The following is an 18,463-nucleotide window of genomic DNA, read 5'->3' as shown; positions in this document are numbered from 1 at the left end:
AGAACAAGTCATGACCGCACGAGACAATATGAACCCCATCGAAACCACGCTGACGCAGTTCATCGACCAGCACCGTCCGCAGCAGGAAGCCTTCCTGGCCGAACTGGTCAAGGTGCCGTCGGACAACCCGGCCGGCGATTGCGACGCGCACGGCAAGCGCGCCAAGGAACTGCTGGAGGGGCTGGGCTTCACGGTGGAGGCCCACAAGGTGCCCGACGAGCAGGTCAAGGCCGCCGGCATGATCAGCGCCACCAACCTGATCGTGCGCAAGCAGTTCGGTACGGGCGGCCCGGTCATCGCCATGAACGCCCACGGCGACGTGGTGCCCCCCGGCCTGGGCTGGACCAAGGACCCGTACGGCGGCGAGATCGCCGACAGCGAGCACGGCCCGGTCATGTACGGCCGCGGCGTGGCGGTGTCCAAGTCGGATTTCGCCACCTACACCTACGCCGTGCTGGCGCTGATGGAAGCCGAGAAGCAGGGTGCGAAGATCAACGGCGCGGTCGAGCTGCAGTTCACCTATGACGAGGAAACCGGCGGCGACATCGGCCCGAAGTTCCTGCTGGACAACAACCTGAGCAAGGCCGACTACGCGATCTCGGCGGGCTTCTCGTACGGTATCACCTCGTCGCACAACGGCTGCCTGCACGTCGAGGTGACGGTCAAGGGCAAGCAGGGCCACGCCGCCATGCCGCACACCGGCGTCGACGCGATCGAGGCCGCCACCCACATCCTGCAGGCCATCTACGGCCTGCGCGCCGAGCTGGCCACGCGCAAGTCGAAGGTGCCGGGCATCGACACCGCGACGCTGAACGTCGGCCTGATCAAGGGCGGCATCAACACCAACGTGGTGCCGGACCTGGTGACCTTCCGCGTCGACCGCCGCATGATCCCCGAGGAGATCGGCTTCGACGCCGAGGGCGAGATCCGCGCCGTGGTCGAGAAGGCCGCCAAGGACCGCCCGGGCATCGAGGTGAAGGTCGAGCGCATCATCCTGGCCGAGCCGCTGTCGGAACTGCCGGGCGTGGAAAAGCTGATCGGCGCGCTGAAGAGCCGTGCCGAGTCCGTCTTCGGCGTCGAGATCCCGGTGCAGGGCGTGCCGCTGTACACCGACGCCCGCCACTACACCAAGCGCGGCATCCCCACCGTGCTGTACGGCGCCGGCCCGCGCACGCTGATGGAAGCCCGCGGCCACAACTCGGACGAGAACCTGCGCCTGAACGACCTGAACCGTGCCACCAAGGTGGTGGCCCTGGCGCTGTCGGACCTGATGCAGTAAGGCGAGTCGATTTGCCAGAGCGCAAATAGGCGACTGGTTAATGCAAAACGCCACGGGTTTCCGTGGCGTTTTGCATTGTGATGCGGCTATGGCCGGGTGGATTGCCAATGTTGTTCTGGCTGGCTATAAAGAACGCCGCGATGTGTGCGCGATTCCTATGATCCAGATCACTCCTTCATTGAGTTCGTAAATCAGTCGGTAGTGCTCGTGCGCCACGTACTCACGAGCTCCGGTACAGCGGCTCGCCGTTCCAAGTTCGGGAAAAAGCTGCAGCCGCGCAGCCGCCTCATTGAACCGCCTTTCCATTCGGACTGCGGCAACGGGATCATGCTGTGCGATGAAGCTCCGGATCGCTATAGGCTGTTTCAGTGCCTGTGGCGTCCATAGCAGCTTCAAGCCTGCCGTAACATCGCGGCACACCAGACGGCGGATTCGGCTTCCACTTGTTCATTTGGAATGCCGATGCCGGCGCGCATGAAAGTCCTGCCCTGTTCGACCATCTGCCGGAACCGGGCGTCGTCGTCGCGTGACTTCTGGCACTGCTCGAGGTACTGACGTATCAATCCTTCAGTGACCTGCGAGATGGTATGACCTTCGGCCTCAGCCGCGGCTATAAAGGCGTCGCGCAGTTGACGATTCAGTGTGAGAGTGAACTGGGTTTCTTCCGACACAAGCATGTCCGGTGTCCTTGTGATGACAAAGTATAGGCATTGTCGACATCAGGACACCTGCACGGCGATAAGACCCGTCTGAACTTGCGGCAGCCGATTCAGCCTACACCGGCAGCGTCGTCGCGCCCGCACCCAGCATCCGCTGCATCAGCACCGTATCGATCCACTGACCGTGCTTGAACCCCACCGCCTCGAGCCGGCCGACGGTGCGGAAGCCCAGCCGTTCGTGCACGGCCAGCGAGCCCGCGCCTTCGCCGGCGGCGGTGCACGCGATCACGGCGACCATCTGGCGCCATGGGCCGGTTTCGCAGCGCGCGATCAGCGCGGCCAGCAGCGCCTGGCCCAGACCTTCGCCGACGCGGCGGTGGTCGATGTAGATCGAGTCTTCGATGGCGAAGCGGTAGGCGCTGCGCGCGCGGTAGGCCGAGGCATAGGCGTAGCCCAGCACCTCGCCGTCGCGCTCGGCAAGCAGGTAGGGCAGGCGCTTGCGGTGCACTTCGGCAAGGCGCAGCTGCATCTCGTCGACGCTCGGCGGCACTTCCTCGAACGAGGCGCGGCCGTGCTGCACGTGATGGGCGTAGATCGCGTGGATGGCGGCAATATCGGCGCGGGTGGCGTCGCGCAGCGTAAAGGGCGGGCGCGTGCCCGGATCGCGTGGCGCGGTGGTGGAAGCAGGAGTGGAGGTCATCGGAAATGGCGCCTGGGGCAAGAACCGGTGCAACGCAGGATGCGTGCCGGTGGGCGATGCACCGCATGATGCTGCGCGCGGGCCGCGGTCTTGTATATAGTGCGGATGGATTTGCACCGCATTAGTGCCGATGCCCCGCAGCGGGGCGCGGCCATGACAAGAAAGGACCTGCCATGATCACCATCTACCACAACCCCCGTTGCTCCAAGTCGCGCGAGACCCTCGCCCTGGTCCAGGCTGCCGCCGAGCGGCTGGGCGAGCCGATGGAGATCGTGGAGTACCTGAAGGAACCGCCTTCGCTGTCGACGCTGCGCCAGTTGCACACCTTGCTGGGCGTGCCGGTGCGGGAGATGCTGCGCGACAACGAAGCCCCCTATGCCGAACTGGGCCTGGCCGACCCCGGCCTGACCGATGCCGAGCTGCTCGCGGCGGTGGCCGACAACCCGATCCTGCTGCAGCGTCCGGTGGTAGTGCGCAACCGCCGCGCCGCGATCGGCCGCCCGCCCGAGAACGTGGCGCCGCTGCTGGCCTGAAATAGAACCGGCCCCCACGGTGTGTGGGGGCCGGCCGGTCTGCGAGGCAGTCTGCTTCAGGCGGGGTCGTCTAATGAACACCCAGCCAGTGCATGGCCTCCTGACCGAAAGCGATGGCCGCCAGCACCACCAGCAGCACCACCAGCGTCACGGTGCTGATGTAGAGCGTGGCCTTGGCGACTTCGGCGTCCTCGTCCGAGGTGTGGCGATGGGTAATGGGCGTGGCGTCCCGCGTGGCATGCGGCCAATGGATCCGGCCAGCCAGGTCTCTCAAGTGCAGGTCGGTAGGGAAACGCATGATCGACACCTCCTCGGCAGGCGCCGCGCGGTCCGGGCAGGATGGCTCAAATGTCGTATGGCGTGGCTGCGCAAGTGCGCCGGTTAGTCATGGCTCGTTTCGCCCGGTAACGCCATATCCGCTTCTACTATAGCCGGGCTGGCGCCAGATGCGAGCGGCGGCCTGCAAGGGACATGCCGCCGCGCCTGACGCGGCGCAACAGGCGATCAGGCCTGGTTTGGCGGAGGTGAGGGCACGCTTGCGCTGGCTCCCTCTTCTGCCGTGAGCGATGCCAGCGCCGCTTCCCGCTCGCGCAGCGTCGCCAGCATGTTGCAGAACAGCGCGCCCTGTTCCATCGCGTCGTCGAGCGCCACGTGGGTGTGCGGCAGCGGATCCATCCATCCGGCCGGGAAGGCCGCCTTGACGGTCTTGCGATAGGGCCGCCCGGTCAGCGCGAAGCCCAGCGTCTTGACGTCGAGCGCAGCCCAGCCGAACGGCGAGCGCCCGGCGAAGCGCATCATGTACCAGAACATCCAGGTGAAATCGAAGCCCGCCGGAAAGGCGACGAAGACCGGCTTGCCGGGCAGGGCCTCGACCCATTCGACATAGCGCACCATGGCGTCCTCGGGGCGCTGCAGGTCGCGCCGGCAGGCGCTCCAGGCTTCGGGCTGGGTTTGCCACCACTGCATCTGCACCGGATGGCCGGCGGCGCCGGGCAGGGTTTCGAGATTGGCGGAGAAGGTGCCGAGCACGGTCTTGTCCGCCAGCATCGCCACCGAGGCGAAGGACAGCATCGAGTGCGGGCCCGGGATCGGCCCATCGGCCTCGACGTCGGTGCTGACGTAGATCTCGGGGCGGGTGTCGGGCGCCTGTCGCTTGGCCATGGCCTCAGCCCGCTTCGACCAGGTGATCGGCGACGAAGGGATTGTTGCGGCGCTCCTCGCCGAAGGTGGAGACCGGGCCGTGCCCGGGGATAAAGGTCACGTCCTCGCCCAGCGGCCACAGCCGCGTGCGGATCGAGCGAATCAGGTCGGCGTGGTTGCCGCGCGGGAAGTCGGTCCGGCCGATCGACCCGGCGAACAGCACGTCGCCGACCACGGCCAGCCGGTTGGGACGCGAGAAGAACACCACGTGGCCCGGGGTATGGCCGGGGCAGTGGTAGACCTCCAGGGTCTCGTTGCCGAACTGCACGGTGTCGCCGTTCTCGAGCCAGCGGTCGGGCTCGAAGCTCTCGGCGTGGCCGAAGCCGAAGCGGCGGGTCTGCTCGGGCAACTGCTCGATCCAGAAGCGCTCGTCCTGCTGCGGGCCCTCGATCGGGATGCCGAGTTCGCGCGACAGCGCCGCGGCGCCGGCGCAATGGTCGACGTGGCCGTGGGTCAGGAAGATCTTTTCCAGGGTGACGCCTTGGTCTTTCACCGCCGTGCGGATGCGGTCGAGGTCGCCGCCGGGATCGCAGACCGCGGCGGCGCCGGTGCTTTCATCGATCAGCAAGGAACAGTTCTGCTGGAAGGGCGTGACGGGAATGAGCAGGGCTTTCATGGAGGTCTTGTATAGCCGGCGGGTACCGGACCCGGCGTCCTGGCGGCGTGATCGGCGGCAGTGCCCAGCATTGTAGCGCCGGGGACGTTGGGCACGCCCGGCGGGTTCGATGTGATCAATGGAGTACCCATCGCAGGCCACGCTGCATCGAGCCGAATCCCTTGCCAGACGCGGGATTCCGGCCAATTAGGCCCCGATGGTGCGAAATCGCACAGATTTCGTAACAAATTGAAAGAGATAGTCCCAAACAGTCAATGTTAGACTGCCGCCCATGTTACGGATCTCCGCTCTCACCAAGCGCTGGCAACGGCTGGCCAAGCTCGGCGCATGCACCGCATGCGCCGTGGTGCTGGCCGCTTGTGCCACGCCGCCCGAAAGCGATACTGCCAGCACCGACGCCGGCGATGCCGTGCCCACGCGCGCGGCAAAAAACGGCAAGCCCGCCCGGGCCGAACGCGCCGAGGTCAAGCCCGCCACGCGCACGCCCGACACCGGCAGCTGGAACCTGTTCGGCTATGACCCCGACGAAGGCCGCAGCGGCAACTCGCTCGAAGGCTTGCGCGCCGACATCGGCACGTTCGAGCAGCGCGGCGTGGCCTCGTGGTACGGCAAGGGCTTCCACGGCCGCAAGACCGCCAACGGCGAACGCTTCGACATGCGCGCCATGACCGCGGCGCATCCGTCGCTGCCGCTGGACAGCTGGGTGCTGGTGCGCAACCTGCGCAACAACAAGGTCGCGGTGCTGCGCATCAATGACCGCGGCCCGTACCACGGCAACCGCGTGCTGGATGTGTCCTACGGCGCGGCGCGCCGCCTGGGCTTTGTCGAACGCGGCGCCACCAACGTCGAGATCCGCCGCCTGACCCGCACCGAAGTCGCCGCGCTGGGCCCGCAGGTGGATGCCGGGGGCACCGAGGCCGGCGACGGCAGCGGCGATGACGACGTGTCGGTGCCGGAACTGGCCAATTCGCTGGCGCCCGCCAAGGCGCGCAAGGCGGCCAAGGCCAGCGGCAAGACCGTCAAGCGCAAGCGCCGCTGAGCGCGCCAGCGCCGTCGCATGCCGCCGCGCGCTGACACTTCCTCCTTACATTCTGACCTGCAGTTCCGCGCCGGTGCCCGCGCGCGGGCCGTGCCCTCAATCGCCGGCGCCGCCGGCACGCTGTGCCAGCGCCAGCTGATACAGGGCATCGGTGTCCGCGCCGGTGATCGCGGCCGCCAGCTTGGCGGCGCGCTTGGCCGGCAGCTCGGCCAGCAGCAGCGCCAGCACGCGCTGCGCTTCGGCATCCGGCAGGCCCTCGGCGGCGGCGCTGCCGGCACCTTCCACCACCAGCACGAATTCGCCCTTGGACCGGTTCGGGTCGGCCGCGAGCCAGGCCGGCGCCTGCGCCACCGGCATCACGGCGATGTCCTCGAACAGCTTGGTCAGTTCACGGCCGACCAGCAGCCGGCGCTCGCCCGGCAGGCCCGCGGCAAGCGCCGCAAGCGTATCGGCGATGCGGTGCGGCGCCTCGTAGCAGATCCAGGCGTGGTCCAGTGCCGCCAGGCCGGCGATTGCCTCGGCGCGCGCCTTGGGCTTGGGTGGCAGGAAGCCGGCAAAGGTGAAGCGGCCCGCGCCGGCATCCAGCAGGTCGCCCGCCACCGACAGCGCCGCCACCGCCGCACTGGGACCGGGCAGGGGCACCACCGGATGGCCGGCGGCGCGCACCGCCTCGACCAGCCGCGCGCCGGGGTCGGAGATACCGGGCGTGCCGGCGTCCGAGACGTACGCGATGCGTTCGCCCGCCGCCAGGCGCTCCGCGATGCGGCCCGCAGCCTCGCGCTCGTTGTGCTCGTGCACCGCCACCAGTGGCCGCTGCAGCCCAACGCGCGACAGCAGCTGGCCGGTATTGCGGGTGTCCTCGCAGGCCACCGCGTCGGCCAGCCCCAGCACATGCAGCGCGCGCAGCGACAGGTCGGCGACATTGCCGATGGGCGTGGCCACGACATAGAGCGTGCCGGCCGGGTACGACTGGCTTGCCGCCAGGGAGATCCAGTCACTCATGCTTGAGAACTTCCGTTGATGCGATCATTCAAATCCAGCACGCAGGTGCCGGGCAGGCAGGCGCCAAGCCGGCAGGCACGCGGGGCGCAGGCAGAGGACCGGGCCCTGGCCCACTTGCGGCGCCAGGGCCTGGAGCCCGTGGTGCGCAATTATCGCTGCAAAGGCGGCGAGATCGACCTGGTGATGCGCGCGCCGGACGGCACGCTGGTGTTCGTCGAGGTGCGCCAGCGCAGCGGGCGGGGCTTCGGCGGCGCCGCGGCCAGCGTCACGCCGGCCAAGCAGCGGCGCGTGCTGCTGGCCGCCGGGCACTACCTTGCCACGCTGGCCCGGGTGCCGCCATGCCGCTTCGACGTGGTGGCGCTGGAGCCCGGCCGGCTGGAGTGGCTGCAGCACGCCTTTGACCTGGATGCCGCCGGGGCTGGGTCATAATGCACGGCAGACATCAGCGGTAGACATAAGCGGCGATTCGCGGATCGCCATGGCAACAAACCGGCCCCAGAGCCATGAGTATCGACAGTATCCAGCAACAGTTCCTAGACAGTGCCGAAGCCAAGCGACAGGCTGCGGCGGTGATGGCCCCGTATATCGACGCCGCGGTGGAACGCATGGTTGGCGCGCTGACCAGCGGCAACAAGATCCTGGCGTGCGGCAATGGCGGCTCCGCGGCGCAGGCGCAGCATTTCGCCGCCGAGCTGGTCGGGCGCTTCGAGCGCGAACGGCCCGGGCTGGCCGCGATCGCGCTGAGCACCGACGGCTCGATCCTGACCGCGATCGGCAACGATTACGACTTCAGCAAGGTGTTCGCCAAGCAGGTCGAGGCGCTCGGCCAGCCCGGCGACATCCTGCTGGCGATTTCCACGTCGGGCAATTCGGACAACGTGATGGCCGCCGTGGCCGCCGCGCGCCAGCGCGAGATGGCGGTGGTGGCGCTGACCGGCAAGGGCGGCGGGGCCATCGCCGGCCTGCTCGATGAATTCGACATCCACCTGTGCGTGCCGAGCGAGCGCACCGCGCGCATCCAGGAAGTGCACTTGCTGACGCTGCACTGCCTGTGCAACGGCATCGACGAGGCACTGCTCGGAGAGGCGTGATGCCGGGCATCCGCCGACCCTCTCATTCCCAACATTCCGACACAGCAAGGACCGCATGACCCATCTGCCCACTACGCAAGCTCCCCGGAACGGCGCGGACGCGCGCCATCCTTCCCGCCCCCTGGCCAGCTCCGGCCTGGGCCGCGCCGGCCTGGCCGCGGCCGCGCTGGTGTGCGCCACGCAGCTGGCCGGCTGCTTCCCGGTGATCGCCGGCGCCATGGGCACCGGGGTGGCCATGGCCACCGACCGCCGCCCGGCCGCCACCCAGACCGTCGACCGCGGTCTGCAGCTCGAAGCCGAGAGCACCATCAACTCGCGCTTCAGCGGCCAGGCCCGTGTCAACGTGACCGTCTTCAACCGCAAGGTGCTGCTGACCGGCGAAGCGAAGAACGACAGCGTCAAGCAACAGATCGAGCAGTACGTGCGCGGCCTGCAGAATGCGCGTGTGGTGATCAATGAGCTGGAGGTGGTCAACTCGCCCGGCTTCATGACCCAGAGCCAGGACGCCTACCTGACCAGCAAGGTCAAGACGCTGCTGATGACCGCCGAAGGCGTGCCGTCCAACTCGATCAAGGTCACCACGGAAAAGAGCGTGGTCTACCTGCTCGGCGTGGTCACCAGCGCCGAGGGCGACCGGGCCACCGACGTGGCGCGCAATGCCTCGGGCGTGACCAAGGTGGTCAAGGCTTTCGACTACGTCAACGACGCCGAGCGCGCGCGCCTGGATGCGGCTTCGACCTCGGAGAACCCGTCGTTCGACGGCAGCGTCGGCACGCCGGCGCCGGTGCAGTCGGTGCCGGGCGTGGGCGGACCGATCGATGCGCCGGCCGGTGCGGCACCGGGTACCGCCGGCAGCGCGGGCGCGACCACCGCGCCGGTCGCGGCTCCGGTCACTTCGCCAGTGGCGCTGCCGCCCGGCCGCAACCTGCCCTGAAGCGCGCAGCGCTCGCCCGGCTCCGGCCGGCCAAGACGGCGCCCGCATATGCGGGCGCCGTTTTTCGTTCTGCGGTTTGCAACGCACACCGGGCCCGGCCGATGTGCTACGGTTGCCACGCTGGCTGACAACGCTGACTGCGATGGCGCTGCGCCGGCCCCCAGACGGAGCGAGACCATGACAACAACGATCCCCCGGCCTGCCTGGCGTATTCCGCCCCGACTGGCGCTGCTGGCAGCGATGCTATGCGCTCAGCCGGCGCTGTCAGCCGAACCCGGCGGCGCGCCAGCCGCCGCGCCTGTCCAGGCCACCGATGCCGCGCTGCGCGCGCGCAGCCAGGCCGCCGCCTGCACCAGCTGCCACGGCCCGGCCGGCCGGGCCCCGGCGGGCAGCACGATTCCGCCGCTGGCCGGCCGCCCGCAGGCAGAGCTGGCCGCGCAGATGCAGGCCTTCAAGGCCGGCACGCGCCCCGCCACGGTGATGCACCAGATCGCCAAGGGTTACAGCGACGACCAGATCGCCACGATCGCGGCGTGGTTTGCCACCGTGCGCTGACAGGAGCCAGCATGCAAAGACGAAGCTTCCTCGGCGCCGCGGGCGCCGCAGTACTGGGTACGGCCGGGATCCGGCCGGCGCGCGCCGCGGCCCGCGCCCGCGTGGTGGTGGTCGGCGGCGGCTATGGCGGCGCCACGGCAGCGCGCTACCTGCGCGAATGGAGCGGGCAGGCGATCGAGGTGACGCTGGTCGAACCGAATCCCGCCTTTGTCTCGTGCCCGTTGTCGAACCTGGTGCTGGGCGGCAGCCGCCAGCTCGGCGACCTGACGCTGCCGTACGACGCGCTGGTGCGCCGCCACGGCGTACGGCTCGCGCGCGACACCGCGGTCGCGATCGACCCGGCCAAGCGGACTGTGCGCCTCGCGGGTGGCAGCGTGCTGCCCTATGACCGCCTGCTGCTTTCGCCCGGCGTCGAGATGATGCGCGACGCGCTGCCCGGGCTGAAGCGGCCCGGCGGCGACAAGATCCTGCATGCCTGGAAGGCCGGCCCCGAGACCGTCGCGCTGCGTCGCCAGCTGGAGGCAATGCCCGACGGCGGCACTTATGCGATCAGCGTGCCGCTGGCGCCGTACCGCTGCCCGCCGGGCCCGTACGAGCGCGCCTGCCAGGTGGCGCACTATTTCAGGCAGCACAAGCCGCGCAGCAAGGTGCTGATCCTGGATGCCAATGCCGACATCACCTCCAAGGCCGCACTGTTCCGCCAGGTGTGGGCCACGCAATACCCGGGCATGGTGGAATACCGGCCGCAGCACGAGGTGGCCGATGTCGACCCCGCCACGCGCACGCTCAAGTTCGAGGTGCAGGACGATGTGCGCGCCGACGTGCTCAACCTGCTGCCGCCGCAGCGGGCCGGCGCGATCGCGGTGTCGGCCGGGCTGGCCACGGCCAATGGCAAGTGGTGCGAGGTGGATTTCCTCAGCTTCGAGTCCCGCGCCGCGGCCCATATCCATGTGATCGGCGACGCGATCCAGATCGCGCCGCTGATGCCCAAGTCCGGCCATATGGCCAACCAGCACGGCAAGGTCGCGGCGGCGGCGCTGGTGGCGCTGCTGTCGGGCCGCGCCCCGGACCCGGAGCCGCTGTACAACAACACCTGCTACAGCTTCACCTCCGACCGCGAGGCGGTGCATGTGTCCAGCGTGCATCGCTACGACGCGGCGCAGAAGACCATGCTCACGGTGCCGGGCTCGGGCGGGCTGTCGCCGGCGCCGACGGTACTGGAAGGCGATTACGCGCTGGCCTGGGCGCGGGGAATCTGGGCGGAGATGCTGGCCTGACGCTGCCGGCGGTGCGGGCGGCACGGCTGCCCGCACAAAACCGCAAGAACGTGCAATGCCGCGCGCTCCGGCGCTGCTACGCTAGGCGTCCCGATCGAACTCGCGCCCGCGCCCGGCATCCCCCATGCAAGCCAGAGACCGTCTCCTCGCCCTCGCCATCGTCTGCGTCTGGGGCGTCAACTTCGTCGTGATCAAGGTCGGGCTGGCGGGCGTGCCGCCGATGCTGCTGGGGGCGCTGCGCTTCCTGCTGGTGGTGTTCCCGGCGATCTTTTTCGTGCCGCGCCCGCGCGTGCCGTGGCGGCTGCTGCTGGCCTACGGCGCCACCATCAGCCTGGGCCAGTTCGCTTTCCTGTTCTACGCGATGGCGGTCGGCATGCCGGCCGGCCTGGCCTCGTTGGTGCTGCAGTCGCAGGCCTTCTTCACGCTGGCGATCGCCGCGCTGTGGCTTGGAGAGCCGGTGCGCTGGCACAACTTCGCCGGCATGGCGGTAGCGGCCGGCGGGCTGGCCCTGATCGGGGCCGGCGCCGGCGCGGGTAGCATGGGCGGCATGAGCGCGGCGGGCTTCGTGCTGACGCTGTGCGCGGCGTTCTGCTGGGCCAGCGGCAATATCGTCAGCAAGAAGATCGGTCCCGTGGACCTGCTCGGGCTGGTAATCTGGGGCGCGCTGGTGCCGATCGTGCCGTTCGCGCTGCTGTCGCTGTGGTTCGAGGGCCCGGCGCGCATCGTGCAAAGCGTGACGCAGCTGTCGGGCATGGCGGTGTTTGCGGTGGTGTACCTGGCGTTCGCGGCGACGGTGTTCGGCTACACCATGTGGGGCCGGCTGCTGACGCGCTATCCGGCCAGCCAGGTGGCGCCGCTGACGCTGCTGGTGCCGGTGGTGGGCCTGGTGTCGGCGCACGTGCTGCTGGGCGAGGACCTGTCCGGTACGCAGTGGATCGGCGCAGCGGTGGTGATGGCGGGGTTGCTGCTCAACGTGTTCGGCCAGCGCCTGTGGGCGGGCAGGGCACTGGCGCGCCGCTGAGCCGGCGCGTGCGGGGCGCATGTTGTGCTGCATCAATGGGTAAACACTATATGCGCATTCACGCATATACGAATATATTGGACGGCATGGAAGAGCTGGATCGCGTGTTCGAAAAGGTATCGGGTTACTTCAGCCTGCTGGCGGAGCCGACGCGGCTGAAGATCCTGCACGCCTTGTGCGATGGCGAGAAGCCGGTCAGCACGGTGGTCGAGACGGTGGGTTCGTCGCAGACCAATGTGTCGCGGCATCTCAACGCGATGTACCGCTCGGGCGTGCTGTCGCGCCGCAAGGAGGCGAACCTGGTGTTCTACGCCATTGCCGACGAAAGCGTGATCGAGCTGTGCCGCACGGTCTGCGTGCAGGTGGCGAGCCGGCTGGAGGACAACGCCTTGCCCTCCGGCGTGGTCGACCGCTTCATGGCACAGCCCGCGCCGGAAGCCCCGGCGCGGCGGCGGCGCACGGCAAGCTAGCCGCGCCACCACTCTTCCGGCAGCAAACGGCGGCGCCGCACCCGTTGCGGCGCCCTGTACAACAGGCACGCCGCCCGGTCTGACCGACCGGGGCGAGCGCGCCGGAGGAGACCGCATTGCAGGAACGGAACCGGCCCGGGCGCATCGTGCCCGCGCCCGAGCACTTCGTCAGCGCATCGCTGCAGCAGGACATCGGCCGGCACGGCCTGGACGCGCCGCGGCGCGACTTCCTGCGCAAGAGCTTCCTGGGTGCCGCCGCGGGCCTCGCCGCGGCCGCGGCGGGCCGGCAGGCGCTGGCCGCGGACGGCGCGAACGGCGATCCCGCCATCCTGCAGCCGCAGCCCTGGGCCACGTCGCTGGGGCAGCCGGTGGCGGCGCGCCCCTACGGCCAGCCCTCGGTCCATGAGAAAAACCTGATCCGGCGCGAGTCGCCCGGCCTGACCCGGGTGTCGGCGGCCTCGGTCGCGTTCGCGCCGCTGCAGGGCTTCTTCGGCATCATCACGCCCAACGGGCTGCACTTCGAGCGCCACCACCAGGGCTGGCACGATATCGACCCGGCGCGCCATCGCCTGATGATCAACGGCCTGGTGCGCAACCCGCGGGTCTACACCATGGACGACCTGATGCGCCTGCCGGCGGTGTCGCGCATGCACTTCATCGAATGCGGCGCCAATACCGGCATGGAGTGGGGCAACGTCGCGGTGCCGACGGTGCAGTACACCCATGGCATGCTGTCGTGCTGCGAATTCACCGGGGTGCCGCTGCGGGTGCTGCTGGACGACGCCGGCGCCGACCTGCGCCGCGGCCGCTACCTGCTGGCCGAAGGCGGCGACGGCTCGTCGATGACGCGCACCATCCCGATGGAGCTGGCCAACGAGATCATCGTCGCCTGGGGCATGAACGGCGAGATGCTGCGCCCCGAGAACGGCTACCCGCTGCGGCTGGTGGTGCCGGGCGTGCAGGGCGTGTCGTGGGTCAAGTGGCTGCGCCGGCTGGAGCTGGGCGACCAGCCCTGGAACGCCAAGGACGAGACCATCCACTACGTCGACATGATGCCCGACGGCAAGCTGCGCCAGTACACCTCGATCCAGGAGTGCAAGTCGGTCATCACCACGCCGTCGGGCGGGCAGCAACTGGTGGGCAAGGGCTTCTACAACATCAGCGGCCTGGCGTGGTCGGGGCGCGGACGCGTCAAGCGGGTCGATGTCTCGACCGACGGCGGGCGCAACTGGCGCACCGCGCGGCTGGAGGCGCCGGTGCTGTCCAAATGCCTGACGCGGTTCAACCTGGACTGGGTCTGGGACGGCGGCCCGGCGATCCTGCAAAGCCGCGCCATCGACGAGACCGGCTACGTGCAGCCGAAGCTGGGGCAGCTGCGCGCGGTGCGCGGCACGCGCTCGATCTATCACAACAACGCGATCCAGAGCTGGCAGGTCGCGGCCGGCGGCGAGGTGGCCAATGTCCATGTGGGCTGAGCTCAGGATCGCCGCGGCGCTGCTGCTGGCTGCGGGGTGCGCCGTGTGGCCATCCGCCGCGGCAGCCGGCACGGGCGACGCGCGTGCGGCACTCGGCCGCACCGCCACGCCTGCGGAGGTGGCCGCGTGGGACATCGACGTGCGTCCGGACTTCAAGGGCCTGCCCAGGGGCAGCGGCACGGTGGCGCAGGGCCAGAAGGTCTGGGACGGCAAGTGCGCGTCGTGCCACGGCGATTTCGGCGAATCCAACGAAGTATTCACGCCGCTGGTCGGCGGCACCACCGCCGAGGACATCAAGCGCGGACGCGTCGCCGGCATGACCGGCAACCAGCCGTACCGCACCACGCTGATGAAGGTTCCCACCGTCAGCACGCTGTGGGACTACATTCATCGCGCGATGCCGTGGAACGCGCCCAAGAGCCTGAGCACGAACGAGGTCTATGCGGTCACCGCCTACCTGCTCCACCTGGGCGAAATCGTCCCGGCCGACTTTGCGCTGTCCGACACGAATATCGCCCAGGTGCAGCGGCGCATGCCCAACCGCGCCGGCATGACCACGGACCACGGCCTGTGGCCGGGGCGCGGCCAGCCGGATACCCGCAACAGCGCGTGCATGTCGCGCTGCGCGGAGCAGGTCAGGGTTGCCTCGTCGATGCCGGACTATGCCCGCGACGCCCATGGCGACCTGGCGCAGCAGCAGCGCGCGTTCGGCCCGGTGCGCGGCATCGCGGCGGCCGCGGCAGCCGGCGCGGCCAGGCCAGGCGGCGCAGCCGTGGCCGCGGCGGCGCCCGCGCCAGGCGCGCGCCTGGCCAGCCAATACCAGTGCGTGGCCTGCCACGCGATGGACCGCAAGCTGGTGGGGCCGTCGTTCGCCGACATCGCGGGCAAGTACAAGGGACAGGATGCGCATGCGGCACTGGCGCGCAAGGTCAAGGCGGGCGGGCAGGGCGCCTGGGGCGCCGTGCCGATGCCGCCGCAGCCGCAAATCCCGGATTCGGACGTGCAGGCCATGGTGGCCTGGATTCTTGAGGCAAAATAGCGGACTGGCCGCCGCAGTGCCCCCAGGCGGCGGCCGGTGTGTGCCGCCTGGCCATTGCAGCACGGCCGCGCGGCCTTTGCCGTCCCCACGGCTTTACAGAGCTTGGAGAGCTTAACAATGAAGCAGTTTGTCATCGCAGCGCTGATGCTCGGCGCCGCCGCATCGGCCCACGCGGTCGATGCCGCCAAGGCACAGGAGATCGCCAACAAGAACGCCTGCATGGGTTGCCACCAGGTCGACAAGAAGCTGGTCGGCCCGTCCTACAAGGAAGTGGCGGCCAAGTACAAGGGCGACAAGAACGCCCTGGCGACCCTGAGCAAGAAGGTCAAGAGCGGTGGCTCGGGCGTGTGGGGTCCGGTGCCGATGCCGGCCAACGCCGCCATCAGCGACGCCGACCTGAAGACCGTGGTCGAGTGGGTGCTGGCAGGCGCCCCCGCCAAGTAAGACCGACTGCCAGAGCGGGCAGTCCGCCGATGCACCGGGCCGGGCAGTGAATGCCGCGCGGCCTGGGACAACCAGCGGCCGGCCATGTACCGGCCGCATGCAACACCCCCTGAAACGGTCCACGACCGACTGGAACGGAGTAGCCGGAGAGCAAGCAATGAATTCCAAACGACGAGAAGTGCTGCGGGTCACCGCTGTCCTGTCGCTGATGGCCGCCACCGGCCTGATCAGCGAAGCGCAGGCGGCCGAGTGGAACAAGAACGCCTTTGACGGCAAGAGCGTTGCCGACGTGATCAAGGCCCTCGGCGGCAGCGGCACCGAGAAAAGCACCGCCATCACCTTCACTGCCCCCGATATCGCCGAGAACGGCGCCGTGGTGCCGGTGGCCGTGACCAGCACCCTGCCGGATACCGAGCAGATCGCGATCCTGGTGGAAAAGAACCCCAACACCCTGGCCGCCGACTTCATCATCCCGGCCGGCACCGAGCCGTTCGTCTCCACGCGCGTGAAGATGGGCCAGACCTCGGTGGTGCACGCCGCGGTCAAGGCCGGCGGCAAGTGGTACGTGGCATCGAAGGAAATCAAGGTCACGCTGGGCGGCTGCGGCGGCTGACGCCGCGCCCCGGACCGAGATTCCCGCCAAACTGCAACAGGAGAAACACATGGCAGACCCGATGCGCGTACGCGCCACCGAAAACGGCGGCGTGGTGGACGTCAAGATTCTGATGAAGCACGACATGGAGACCGGCCAGCGCAAGGATGCGTCCGGCAAGGTCGTCCCGGCCTGGCATATCCAGACCGTGACCGCCCAGTGCAAGGGCAAGGAAGTGTTCCGCGCCCAGTTCGGCCCGGCGGTGTCCAAGGACCCGTTCCTGAACTTCAAGTTCAAGGGCGGCGCCAAGGGCGACAAGGTGGCCGTGACCTGGACCGACAACAAGGGCGACAAGCGCACCGACGAGGCCACCATCGCCTGAGGCCGCGCGCCCACGCTGGCAGGCAGCCGGCACGCCGCGTCGTCCTCTGCTAAGGTTCGGGGCGGAATGCCGGGACGGACCCGGCCCGAAGGAGCATTATGCGGCGAGCATTTATTCGAGCATCGGCGGCGCTGGCCGCCATCGGCCTGGCGGCGAAGGCCTCGGCACAGTCGGGCCAGTCAGGGCCGGCCGGGGCGGGCAAGGGCGCGCGCGTGAAGGTGGTGTACCAGCTGTCGGAAGGCGTCGACCAGGCGGTGCGCGCGATGGGCAACTTGCGCAACCACCTGAATGGCGCTCCCGGCACCAGGATCGTGGTGGTCGCGTTCGGCTACGGCATCGACTTTCTGGTGGAAGGCGCCAAGGACGCGCGCGGCAACAGCTTCGAGAGCGCGGTGGGCGCGCTGGCCGCCGAAGGCGTGGAGTTCCGCGTCTGCCGCAATACGCTGACCGCGCGCAAGATCAGTGAATCGCAGCTGTTGATGGAAGCCAAGGTGGTCCAGGCCGGCGTGGTCGAGATCGCCCGCCTGCAGGCCGAGGAAGGCTACGCGTATATCAAGCCCTGAGCCGGGCTGGCGCGGCCTGACGGCAAGACAAGACAGAAGAATCGGCCCGTCCGCAAGGCGCGGCCGCGAGGAGGAAGCCCCATGAAACCGATCCCAAGCCTGGCCCGGCGCGCAGCGCTGGCGCTGGCCGCCACCGCGGCGGCCGCGGCCGCTGCCGCCGTGCACGCGCAGGGCAGCACCGCCGACGAAATCGCCAAATACCGGCAGATGCTGGCCGAAGGCAATCCCGCCGAGCTGTGGGAAGCCGCCGGCGAAGAGCTGTGGAAAAAGCCCGCGGGGCCGAAGAATGCGTCGCTCGAGCAATGCGACCTGGGCAAGGGCCCCGGCGTGACCAAGGGCGCCTACGCCGAGCTGCCGCGCTACTTCAAGGACACCAACAAGGTGATGGACCTGGAGCAGCGGCTGGCCCATTGCCGCATGACGCTGCAGGGGTTGACCAAGGAAGAGGCCACCAAAATCCCGTTCTCGTCGTCGGGCAAGCCGTCCGAGATCGAACGCCTGGTGGCCTACCTGACCGGCGAGTCGCGCGGCGTGAAGATGAACGTGCAGCTCAGCCATCCGGAAGAAAAGCGCACCTATGCCCTCGGCGAGAAGATGTTCTTCTACCGCGGCGGCGCCTACGACTTTGCCTGCGCCACCTGCCATGCGGTGGACGGCCAGCGCATCCGCCTGCAGGACCTGCCCAACCTGCTGACCGACAAGGGCGCGCAGGCAGCCTACACCACCTGGCCCGCCTATCGCGTGTCGCAAGGCGAGGTCCGCACCATGCAGCACCGCCTGTACGACTGCCTGCGCCAGCAGCGCTTTCCCGAACCCGCCTATGGCTCGGACGTGATCACCGCACTGACCATGTTCCTGGCCAGGAACGCCAACGGCGGCACCTACGACGGCCCGGCGATGAAGCGCTGACCAGTACGGGAGAGACACCATGCAACGACATACCCAGGCACTGGCCGTCGCGGCCCTGGCCGCCGTGCTGGCTACCGGCGCTTATGCACAAGACAGCGCCAAGCCCCGCCCCGCCAAGGCCAAGCCCGCCGCCGTCAACGGCGCCGACATGAAGCACCTGATCGAAGACTCGTTCTCTTCGCGCGGCCCGGTCACGGTCGAGGGCGTGCTGAACCAGGACGGCATGCAGCAGGCCTGCAGCCAGTACCCGGATCGCACCAGGGTACCGGCGAAGGTGGCAAAAAAGATCGAGGCCGCCGAGCTGAAGCAGATCAAGTACCCGGCCGACGACAAATGGCTGGGCGACTGGAAGGAAGGCGAGAAGGTCGCCCAGAACGGCCGCGGCATGCAGTTCACCGACCAGGTCGGCGGCACCAACGGCGGCAATTGCTACGCCTGCCACCAGATGACCAAGGCCGAGATCTCGTTCGGCAATATCGGTCCGTCGCTGTACCAGTACGGCAAGCTGCGCGGCAACTCGCAGGAAGTCATCAAGTACACCTGGGGCAAGATCTGGGACTCCAGCGCCTACGCCGCCTGCTCCAATATGCCGCGCTTCGGCCACAAGGGCATCCTGACCGAGGCCCAGATCCGCGACGTGATGGCGCTGCTGCTCGACCCGGCCTCGCCGGTCAACCAGTAAC

The 18,463-nt window shown here is 68.9% G+C and carries 25 protein-coding genes; 18 read left to right on the top strand and 7 right to left on the bottom strand.

Annotated elements, in window-relative coordinates; translation table 11 throughout:
- Positions 1-10 precede the first annotated feature (10 nt).
- Positions 11-1,279, top strand: a complete 1,269-nt coding sequence (locus tag ACEI37_RS26640) for a M20/M25/M40 family metallo-hydrolase (RefSeq protein ID WP_116293780.1) — start codon at positions 11-13, stop codon at positions 1,277-1,279.
- A gap of 123 nt (positions 1,280-1,402) precedes the next feature.
- On the opposite strand, the gene ACEI37_RS26635 is transcribed toward ACEI37_RS26640, so the two are convergent.
- From ACEI37_RS26635 to ACEI37_RS26625, 3 genes are all read right to left on the bottom strand, one after another.
- On the bottom strand, positions 1,403-1,699 hold the full coding sequence (locus tag ACEI37_RS26635; RefSeq protein ID WP_373378787.1) for a type II toxin-antitoxin system RelE/ParE family toxin: 297 nt from the start codon (positions 1,697-1,699) through the stop codon (positions 1,403-1,405).
- Positions 1,672-1,956, bottom strand: coding sequence for an antitoxin of toxin-antitoxin stability system (locus tag ACEI37_RS26630; RefSeq protein ID WP_373378786.1), 285 nt, complete (start codon positions 1,954-1,956; stop codon positions 1,672-1,674). The genes ACEI37_RS26635 and ACEI37_RS26630 overlap by 28 nt, the downstream gene beginning before the upstream one ends.
- 97 nt (positions 1,957-2,053) lie before the next feature.
- Positions 2,054-2,638, bottom strand: coding sequence for an N-acetyltransferase family protein (locus ACEI37_RS26625; protein WP_373378785.1), 585 nt, complete (start codon positions 2,636-2,638; stop codon positions 2,054-2,056).
- Between the two features lie 173 nt (positions 2,639-2,811).
- On the opposite strand from ACEI37_RS26625, the gene arsC reads away from it, so the two are divergent.
- On the top strand, positions 2,812-3,171 hold the full coding sequence (arsC, locus tag ACEI37_RS26620) for an arsenate reductase (glutaredoxin) (RefSeq protein WP_373378784.1): 360 nt from the start codon (positions 2,812-2,814) through the stop codon (positions 3,169-3,171).
- 70 nt (positions 3,172-3,241) lie between these two features.
- On the opposite strand, the gene ACEI37_RS26615 is transcribed toward arsC, so the two are convergent.
- The 3 genes from ACEI37_RS26615 to ACEI37_RS26605 form a co-directional block, all read right to left on the bottom strand.
- Positions 3,242-3,469: a hypothetical protein gene (locus ACEI37_RS26615; RefSeq protein WP_111521305.1), complete on the bottom strand. Its 228-nt coding sequence runs from the start codon at positions 3,467-3,469 to the stop codon at positions 3,242-3,244.
- A 206-nt stretch (positions 3,470-3,675) separates the two neighbouring features.
- Complete coding sequence (locus tag ACEI37_RS26610; protein ID WP_373378783.1) at positions 3,676-4,332, bottom strand: exonuclease; 657 nt, start codon at positions 4,330-4,332, stop codon at positions 3,676-3,678.
- Between the two features lie 4 nt (positions 4,333-4,336).
- The gene (locus tag ACEI37_RS26605) at positions 4,337-4,987 is read right to left on the bottom strand and encodes an MBL fold metallo-hydrolase (protein ID WP_373378782.1); all 651 of its coding nucleotides are present in this window, start codon (positions 4,985-4,987) and stop codon (positions 4,337-4,339) included.
- A gap of 271 nt (positions 4,988-5,258) precedes the next feature.
- Here ACEI37_RS26605 and ACEI37_RS26600 point away from each other — a divergent pair, with 271 nt between their 5' ends.
- Positions 5,259-6,026, top strand: a complete 768-nt coding sequence (locus ACEI37_RS26600) for a septal ring lytic transglycosylase RlpA family protein (RefSeq protein ID WP_373378781.1) — start codon at positions 5,259-5,261, stop codon at positions 6,024-6,026.
- A gap of 96 nt (positions 6,027-6,122) precedes the next feature.
- On the opposite strand, the gene rsmI is transcribed toward ACEI37_RS26600, so the two are convergent.
- Positions 6,123-7,028 (bottom strand): 16S rRNA (cytidine(1402)-2'-O)-methyltransferase, encoded by a 906-nt coding sequence (rsmI, locus tag ACEI37_RS26595; protein WP_373378780.1) that lies wholly within the window; start codon positions 7,026-7,028, stop codon positions 6,123-6,125.
- An 18-nt stretch (positions 7,029-7,046) separates the two neighbouring features.
- On the opposite strand from rsmI, the gene ACEI37_RS26590 reads away from it, so the two are divergent.
- From ACEI37_RS26590 to soxX, 15 genes are all read left to right on the top strand, one after another.
- Positions 7,047-7,457: a YraN family protein gene (locus ACEI37_RS26590; RefSeq protein ID WP_373378779.1), complete on the top strand. Its 411-nt coding sequence runs from the start codon at positions 7,047-7,049 to the stop codon at positions 7,455-7,457.
- 74 nt (positions 7,458-7,531) lie between these two features.
- Entirely contained in the window at positions 7,532-8,119 is a 588-nt protein-coding gene (locus tag ACEI37_RS26585; protein WP_116308287.1) for a phosphoheptose isomerase, read from the top strand.
- Between the two features lie 55 nt (positions 8,120-8,174).
- Positions 8,175-9,053 (top strand): BON domain-containing protein, encoded by an 879-nt coding sequence (locus tag ACEI37_RS26580; protein ID WP_373378778.1) that lies wholly within the window; start codon positions 8,175-8,177, stop codon positions 9,051-9,053.
- A 177-nt stretch (positions 9,054-9,230) separates the two neighbouring features.
- The gene (locus ACEI37_RS26575) at positions 9,231-9,608 is read left to right on the top strand and encodes a cytochrome c (protein WP_373378777.1); all 378 of its coding nucleotides are present in this window, start codon (positions 9,231-9,233) and stop codon (positions 9,606-9,608) included.
- An 11-nt stretch (positions 9,609-9,619) separates the two neighbouring features.
- Positions 9,620-10,885, top strand: coding sequence for an NAD(P)/FAD-dependent oxidoreductase (locus tag ACEI37_RS26570; protein WP_373378776.1), 1,266 nt, complete (start codon positions 9,620-9,622; stop codon positions 10,883-10,885).
- A gap of 124 nt (positions 10,886-11,009) precedes the next feature.
- The gene (locus tag ACEI37_RS26565) at positions 11,010-11,906 is read left to right on the top strand and encodes an EamA family transporter (RefSeq protein ID WP_373378775.1); all 897 of its coding nucleotides are present in this window, start codon (positions 11,010-11,012) and stop codon (positions 11,904-11,906) included.
- Between the two features lie 50 nt (positions 11,907-11,956).
- Positions 11,957-12,376 carry an ArsR/SmtB family transcription factor gene (locus ACEI37_RS26560; RefSeq protein ID WP_373378774.1) on the top strand — a complete coding sequence of 140 codons (420 nt, stop codon included), beginning with the start codon at positions 11,957-11,959 and terminating at the stop codon, positions 12,374-12,376.
- Positions 12,377-12,492: 116 nt separating this feature from the next.
- Complete coding sequence (gene soxC / locus ACEI37_RS26555; RefSeq protein WP_373378773.1) at positions 12,493-13,851, top strand: sulfite dehydrogenase; 1,359 nt, start codon at positions 12,493-12,495, stop codon at positions 13,849-13,851.
- Positions 13,835-14,890: a c-type cytochrome gene (locus tag ACEI37_RS26550; protein ID WP_373378772.1), complete on the top strand. Its 1,056-nt coding sequence runs from the start codon at positions 13,835-13,837 to the stop codon at positions 14,888-14,890. Before soxC ends, ACEI37_RS26550 begins: the two co-directional genes overlap by 17 nt.
- 117 nt (positions 14,891-15,007) lie before the next feature.
- Positions 15,008-15,334, top strand: coding sequence for a c-type cytochrome (locus ACEI37_RS26545; protein ID WP_018006137.1), 327 nt, complete (start codon positions 15,008-15,010; stop codon positions 15,332-15,334).
- Positions 15,335-15,491: 157 nt separating this feature from the next.
- Positions 15,492-15,947 (top strand): thiosulfate oxidation carrier protein SoxY, encoded by a 456-nt coding sequence (soxY, locus tag ACEI37_RS26540; RefSeq protein ID WP_018006136.1) that lies wholly within the window; start codon positions 15,492-15,494, stop codon positions 15,945-15,947.
- Between the two features lie 49 nt (positions 15,948-15,996).
- Positions 15,997-16,308 (top strand): thiosulfate oxidation carrier complex protein SoxZ, encoded by a 312-nt coding sequence (soxZ, locus tag ACEI37_RS26535; RefSeq protein WP_025586032.1) that lies wholly within the window; start codon positions 15,997-15,999, stop codon positions 16,306-16,308.
- 98 nt (positions 16,309-16,406) lie between these two features.
- Positions 16,407-16,871, top strand: coding sequence for a DsrE family protein (locus ACEI37_RS26530; protein ID WP_373378771.1), 465 nt, complete (start codon positions 16,407-16,409; stop codon positions 16,869-16,871).
- Between the two features lie 81 nt (positions 16,872-16,952).
- Positions 16,953-17,780: a sulfur oxidation c-type cytochrome SoxA gene (gene soxA, locus ACEI37_RS26525; RefSeq protein WP_373378770.1), complete on the top strand. Its 828-nt coding sequence runs from the start codon at positions 16,953-16,955 to the stop codon at positions 17,778-17,780.
- Positions 17,781-17,799: 19 nt separating this feature from the next.
- On the top strand, positions 17,800-18,462 hold the full coding sequence (gene soxX, locus ACEI37_RS26520; RefSeq protein ID WP_373378769.1) for a sulfur oxidation c-type cytochrome SoxX: 663 nt from the start codon (positions 17,800-17,802) through the stop codon (positions 18,460-18,462).
- The last annotated feature ends 1 nt before the right edge of the window (position 18,463 follow it).

Origin of the sequence: Cupriavidus nantongensis (assembly GCF_041726985.1) — a bacterium.
GTDB classification, from domain to species: Bacteria; Pseudomonadota; Gammaproteobacteria; order Burkholderiales; family Burkholderiaceae; genus Cupriavidus; species Cupriavidus nantongensis_A.
Note: the sequence above shows the minus strand (reverse complement) of the source record. Positions and strands in the feature narration are given on the sequence as shown.